The sequence below is a fragment of the Lysobacter enzymogenes genome (assembly GCF_017168095.1).
Classification (GTDB): domain Bacteria; phylum Pseudomonadota; class Gammaproteobacteria; order Xanthomonadales; family Xanthomonadaceae; genus Lysobacter; species Lysobacter enzymogenes_D.
On the sequence record NZ_LXSD01000392.1, the window covers coordinates 14,027 to 19,934 of the forward strand.

General features: G+C 71.2%; 6 protein-coding genes. 5 read left to right on the forward strand and 1 reads right to left on the reverse strand.

Annotated features, from left to right (window positions below; translation table 11 throughout):
* Positions 1-138: 138 nt before the first annotated feature.
* Positions 139-1,065 (reverse strand): LysR family transcriptional regulator, encoded by a 927-nt coding sequence (locus A7A76_RS16205; RefSeq protein ID WP_206412161.1) that lies wholly within the window; start codon positions 1,063-1,065, stop codon positions 139-141.
* 92 nt (positions 1,066-1,157) lie between these two features.
* On the opposite strand from A7A76_RS16205, the gene A7A76_RS16210 reads away from it, so the two are divergent.
* From A7A76_RS16210 to A7A76_RS16230, 5 genes are read left to right on the forward strand one after another with little or no spacing between them, the layout of a single operon-like run.
* Positions 1,158-2,402 carry an acyl-CoA dehydrogenase family protein gene (locus tag A7A76_RS16210; protein WP_206412162.1) on the forward strand — a complete coding sequence of 415 codons (1,245 nt, stop codon included), beginning with the start codon at positions 1,158-1,160 and terminating at the stop codon, positions 2,400-2,402.
* Entirely contained in the window at positions 2,399-3,238 is an 840-nt protein-coding gene (locus tag A7A76_RS16215) for an SDR family oxidoreductase (RefSeq protein ID WP_206412163.1), read from the forward strand. Before A7A76_RS16210 ends, A7A76_RS16215 begins: the two co-directional genes overlap by 4 nt.
* Positions 3,235-4,311 (forward strand): phosphotransferase family protein, encoded by a 1,077-nt coding sequence (locus tag A7A76_RS16220; protein ID WP_206412164.1) that lies wholly within the window; start codon positions 3,235-3,237, stop codon positions 4,309-4,311. The genes A7A76_RS16215 and A7A76_RS16220 overlap by 4 nt, the downstream gene beginning before the upstream one ends.
* Positions 4,308-5,066: a histidine phosphatase family protein gene (locus tag A7A76_RS16225; RefSeq protein WP_206412165.1), complete on the forward strand. Its 759-nt coding sequence runs from the start codon at positions 4,308-4,310 to the stop codon at positions 5,064-5,066. Before A7A76_RS16220 ends, A7A76_RS16225 begins: the two co-directional genes overlap by 4 nt.
* Before the next feature lie 11 nt (positions 5,067-5,077).
* Complete coding sequence (locus A7A76_RS16230) at positions 5,078-5,833, forward strand: SDR family oxidoreductase (protein ID WP_206412166.1); 756 nt, start codon at positions 5,078-5,080, stop codon at positions 5,831-5,833.
* Positions 5,834-5,908: the final 75 nt, after the last annotated feature.

Consider the following 5,908-nt stretch of genomic DNA (forward strand, 5'->3'; position numbering starts at 1 on the left):
CCCGCCGCAGCCCCTGTAGGAGCGCCGCGAGTCGCGACCGCGCCAGACCGATTGCGGCGCAAGTTTCGTCGTAGTTGTGTTGTCGCGGTCGCGACTTGCGTCGCTCCTACAGGTAGGGCGCGAAGCGGCGATTCGCGCTCAGCGCTCCGGTTTGCGTCCGCACACTTCGCTGACCAAGCCGCGCAGCCAGGCGTTGGCCGGGTCCGCTTCGCTGTTGGCGTGCCAGTACAGGTGCAACTGCGCCGCCGGCAGCGCGAACGGCAGTTTCAGGCGCACCAGCGCGCCGTCCGGGGCGATTCGCGCGGCCAGGCTTTCGGGCAGGGTCAGCAGCGCGTCGGATTGCGCCGCCACCGCGCACGCGGCGTGGTAGCTGCGGCAGCGCAGCGCGATGTTGCGTTGCAGGCCCAGGTGGAGCAAGGCCAGGTCCTCGATCACTTGCCCGGTGGCGCGCGCCGACACCGCGACGTGCCGCGCCTGCAGGTATTGCTTCAGGCTCAGGCGCCGCGCGAGCGGATGACCGGCGCGCGCGACTACGCAGAAACCGTCTTCGAACAGCGGCCGGTGGCGGACCGGATCGCGCACTGGCAGGGCCACGTCCACCGCCAGGTCGACCTGGCCGGCGGCCAGTTCGCGGCCGAGGTCGCGGCGCGGCAGGGCCACGCTGGCCAGGGTCGCGCCGGGCGCCTGCGCGCGCAGCGCGCGCATCAGCGCCGGCAGCAGCACGCTCTCGCTCGCGTCGGGCATGCCGATGCGGAACGACTGCCGGCTCGACGCCGGCTCGAAGCGGTCGCGCTGCTGCAGCAGTTCGCGCAGCCGCGCCAAGGCTTCCAGCAACGGCGGCGCGAGGCGCTGGCAGGCGGCGGTGGGGCTCATGCGGCGGCCGTCGCGCACGAACAGCGGGTCGTCGAACTGGCGCCGCAGCCGCGCCAGCGCGTGGCTCACCGCCGACGGCGTCAAATGCAGCGCCTGCGCCGCCAGGCTCAGGTTGCGCTCGCGATAGACCGCCTCGAACACCTTGAGCAGGTTGAGGTCGAGCTGTTCGCTGCGGCTATGAATCCGGTTCATGCCAAGACGTTAGCAAAGATCACTTCATTCATGGCAGCCGCGCGCCTAGGATGAAGGCGGCCGGAGCGTCCCGGCGTCCGGAGCTCTCGGCCATGGACTTCTCCCCCAGTGCGCGCAGCCAGGACTACCTGCAGCGCCTGCAAGCCTTCATCGACCGGCACATCGCCCCGTTCGACCAGCGTTACCGGCGCGAGAACGCCGAACTCAACGCCGGCGCCGACTGGCGCGCCTGGCGCGTGCATCCGCGCATCGCCGAGCTCAAGGCGCTGGCGCGCGAGGCCGGCCTGTGGAACCTGTTCCTGCCCGATGCCGAACTCGGCGCCGGCCTGTCGGTGCTCGACTACGCGCCGCTGGCCGAAGCGATGGGCCGCTACGAGTTCTGCGCCGAGATCTTCAACTGCAACGCGCCCGACACCGGCAACATGGAAGTGCTGTACCACTACGGCAGCGAGCAGCAGAAAGCGCGCTGGCTGCGCCCCTTGCTCGACGGCGAGATCCGTTCGGTGTTCTGCATGACCGAGCCGGACGTGGCCTCCTCCGACGCGACCAACATGCGCGCGCAGATCCGCATCGAGGGCGACCAGATCGTCGTCGACGGCCGCAAGTGGTGGTCCACCGGCATCGGCCATCCCGATGCGCGGGTGGCGATCTTCATGGGCCTGACCGATCCGGACGCCGCGCCGCACGCGCGCCACGGCATGGCGCTGGTGCCGCTGGACGCGCCGGGCGTCCGCATCGAACGCATGCTGCCGACCTTCGGCGAATACGACCCGCCGTACGGCCACGGCGAGGTCAGTTTCGACAATGTGCGCCTGCCGCGCGATCACTTGATCCAGGGCCCGGGGCAGGGCTTCGCCATCGCCCAGGGCCGGCTCGGCCCGGGCCGCATCCACCACTGCATGCGCGCGATCGGCGCGGCCGAGCGCGCGCTGGAGCTGACCATCCGCCGCGGCGCCGGGCGCGAGGCCTTCGGCCAGCCGGTGCTGCGCCTGGGCGGCAATCTGGAACGGGTGGCGCAGGCGCGCATGGCCATCGACCAGGCGCGCCTGCTGACCTTGTACGCTGCCTGGAAGATCGAACGCTTCGGGGTGAAACAGGCGATGAGCGAAATCTCCGCGATCAAGGTGGTCGCGCCGAACCTGCTGCAGGAGATCGTCGACCAGGCGATCCAGATCCACGGCGGCGCCGGCGTCTCGCACGACACGCCGTTGACCGGCTTGTTCGTGTTGGCGCGGGCGCTGCGCATCGCCGACGGCCCCGACGAGGTGCACCGGGCGATGGTGGCGCGGATGGAACTGGCCAAGTACGGCCTGGGTCGCAAGCAGGAGGCGGCATGAGCGCGGGGCAGCGGGTGTTCGTCACCGGCGGCGCCTCCGGCCTGGGCCGCGCGCTGGCCGAAGGCTACGCACGCGAAGGCGCGCGGGTGCTGATCGGCGACGTCAACGCCGCGCGCGGCGAAGAGGCGCTCGCGGCCTTGCGCGCGCTGCAGCCCGACGCGCAGTTCCTGGCCTGCGACGTGACCCGCGAGGAGGATCTGCAGGCCGCGGCCGCGTGGATGCAGGCGAACTGGGGCGGCGCCGATCTGGTCGTCAACAACGCCGGCGTCGCCGACATGGGCCCGGTCGAGGCGATGCCGCTGGCCGACTGGGAATGGATGGTGCAGATCAACCTGCTCGGCGTGGTGCGCGGCTGCAAGGCCTTCATCCCGATGCTCAAGCGCCAGCGCGGCGGCGCGCTGCTCAACATCGCCTCGATGGCCGGGCTGGTGCATCCGCCGTTCGCCGGCGCCTACAACGCGACCAAGGCCGCGGTGGTGGCGCTGTCGGAAACGCTCAAGGCCGAACTGGACGCGGACGGCGTGCAGGTCAGCGTCGCTTGCCCGGCGTTCTTCCGCACCAACCTCAGCGAAAGCCTGCGCACCCGCGACCCGCGTTATGCGCGCTGGATGAAGAAGCTGGTCGACGAATCCAAGGTCGACGCCGAATCGGTCGCGCGCTCGATCCGCGAGGGCGTGGCGCGCGGCGAGTTCCGCATCCTCACCCATCCGGCGGCCAAGCGCTTCTGGCTGCTCAAGCGGCTGTTGCCGTATCGGATGTACGAGGCGGCGATGCGCCGCGCCGGCGGCCGCGGGCGTACGCGTTCGCAGCCGGCCGACGGGCCGCGCTCGGCATGAGCGCGGCCGTCCGCGACGACGCGCGCCCGGTGCGCGCCGGCGAGGAACTCGACGCGGCCGCGGTCGACGCCTGGCTCAAGCCGCGCCTGCCGCATCTGCACGGGACGCCGGAAATCACCCAGTACGCCGGCGGCGCGTCGAACTGGACCTATCGCCTGCGCTACGCCAACGACGACCTGATCCTGCGCCGCCCGCCGGCCGGCAAGAAGGCCAGGTCGGCGCACGACATGGGCCGCGAGTTCCGCATCCAGCAGGCGCTCAAGCCGGTGTTCGCGTTCGTGCCGCAGATGCATGCGCACTGCGCCGACGAGACGGTGATCGGCGCGGAGTTCTATGTGATGCAGCGGCTGGACGGGCTGATCCTGCGCAAGAACCCGCCGCCCGGATTCGAGCTGCCGCGCGAACGCGTGGCCGCGCTCGCGCACAACGTGCTCGATACCTTGATCGCGCTGCATCAAGTGGATTACCGCGCCGCGGGCCTGGACGGCCTGGCGCCCGGCGCCGGCTACGCGCAGCGCCAGATCGAAGGCTGGAGCAAGCGCTACGGCGATGCACGCACCTGGAACGTCCCGCGCGGCGGCAAGATCATGGCCTGGCTGCGCGAGAATCTGCCGCGCGAGGAAACCATCCGCCTGACCCACAACGACTTCCGCTTCGACAACGTCGTGCTCGACCGCGACGACCCGACCCGGGTGATCGGCGTGCTCGACTGGGAACTGGCCACGCTCGGCGATCCGCTGATGGACGTGGGCAATCTGCTGGCCTACTGGGTCCAGGCCGACGACGACTTCATCGCCCGCGACACCCGCCGCCAGCCGACCCATCTGGCCGGCATGCCGACCCGGCGCGAGGTCATGGACTACTACAGCCAGCGCACCGGCTGGCGCCCGCGCAGTTGGGCGTTCTACGAGGTCTACGGGCTGTTCCGGCTGTCGGCCATCGCCCAGCAGATCTATTACCGCTATCACCACGGCCAGACCCGCAACCCGGCGTTCAAGCGCTTCTGGCTGTCGGTGAACTACCTGCATTGGCGCTGCCGCCGCGCGATCGCGCGCGAAGGGCGCGGCGCATGACCACGACGATCCACCTGATCCGTCACGGCCAGGCCGCGTTCGGCGCCGACGATTACGACCGGCTCAGCGAACTCGGCCGCGAGCAATCGCGCCTGCTCGGCGCGGCGCTGGCGCCGCTGGCGGGCGAGGGCGACGTGGCGATCTGCGGCGGCATGCGCCGGCATCGCGAAACCGCCGAAGAATGCCTCGCCGCGATGGCTTCGATTCACACCGAGCGTCCCGCCCCGATGCAAGCAAGCCCCTCTCCCGCGAGCGGGAGAGGGGTTGGGGTGAGGGCCCCCACCCGCGACGAACGCTGGAACGAGTTCGACCACGTCCAGATCCTCGCCCGCCACCGCCCCGAATACGCCGACCACGCCCGCCTGCGCGCCGACCTCAAGGCCCACAGCGACCCGCACCGCGCCTTCCAGAGCCTGTTCGCCGCGGCGATGCAGCGCTGGGCCGGCGGCGAACGCGACAGCGACTACGACGAACCCTGGCCCAGTTTCCGCGCGCGCTGCCTTGCCGCCGTGCAGGCCGCGGCCGACGCGGCCGACGGCGCGCGCAACGTCTGGATCTTCACCTCCGGCGGGCCGATCGCCGCGATCGCGCAGGCGCTGCTCGGCGCGCCCGAACAGCAGGCGCTGCGGCTGAGCTGGACCCTGGTCAACGCCAGCCACACCCAGGTCCACGCCGCCCGCGGCGGCCTGCGCCTGTCCACCTTCAACGGCCACGCGCACCTGTACCCGCGCGAAGGCCTGATCACCTACCGCTGAGGCCGACCGTCATGCGCAAGCGCATTCTCATCACCGGCGCCAGCTCGGGCCTGGGCCGCGGCATGGCCCGCGAATTCGCCCGCGCCGGCCGCGACCTCGCCCTGTGCGCGCGGCGCCTGGACCGGCTCGAAGCGCTCAAGACCGAACTCGAAGCCGAGCATCCCGGCATCCGCGTGGCCGTGCGCAGCCTGGACGTGACCGACCACGACGCGGTGTTCCGGGTATTCGGCGAACTGCGCGACGAACTCGGCGGCCTCGACCGGGTCGTGGTCAACGCCGGCATCGGTCAGGGCGCGCCGGTCGGCAAGGGCCAGTTCGCGCTGAACCGCGCCATCGTCGAGACCAACTTCCTCGCCGCGCTGGCCCAATGCGAGGCGGCGATGGAGATCTTCCGCGCCGCGGGGCAGGGCCACCTGGTGCTGATTTCCTCGATGAGCGCGATGCGCGGCCTGCGCGGCGGGCTGACCGCCTACGCCGCGAGCAAGGCCGGCGTCGCGGCGCTGGCCGAAGGCATCCGCACCGACATGCTGCGCAAGCCCTCGATCCGCGTCAGCACGATCTTTCCCGGCTACATCCGCACCGAAATGAACGAGGGCGCGCCGGCGGCGCACACGCCCTTCATCATCGACGAGGCGACCGGCTGCCGGTTGCTGGCGCGCGCGATCGAGAAGGAAAAGGACAAGGCCTACGTGCCGTGGTGGCCGTGGGCGGCGGTGGGCTGGTGGATGAAGCGGGCGCCGTTGTCGTGGGTGGCCAGGCTCAATTGAGGGCACTGGTTTCGCCGTAGTCGCAGTGTCGCGGTCGCGGCTCGCGCCGCTCCTACATGGGCTCCCTGTAGGAGC

Bases quoted from the DNA above. Each gene is read 5' to 3' on its own strand.
- A7A76_RS16230 (WP_206412166.1), top strand. From the start codon at position 5,078: ATGCGCAAGCGCATTCTCATCACCGGCGCCAGCTCGGGCCTGGGCCGC.
- A7A76_RS16215 (WP_206412163.1), top strand. From the start codon at position 2,399: ATGAGCGCGGGGCAGCGGGTGTTCGTCACCGGCGGCGCCTCCGGCCTG.
- A7A76_RS16210 (WP_206412162.1), top strand. From the start codon at position 1,158: ATGGACTTCTCCCCCAGTGCGCGCAGCCAGGACTACCTGCAGCGCCTG.
- A7A76_RS16225 (WP_206412165.1), top strand. From the start codon at position 4,308: ATGACCACGACGATCCACCTGATCCGTCACGGCCAGGCCGCGTTCGGC.
- A7A76_RS16220 (WP_206412164.1), top strand. From the start codon at position 3,235: ATGAGCGCGGCCGTCCGCGACGACGCGCGCCCGGTGCGCGCCGGCGAG.
- A7A76_RS16205 (WP_206412161.1), bottom strand. From the start codon at position 1,065: ATGAACCGGATTCATAGCCGCAGCGAACAGCTCGACCTCAACCTGCTC.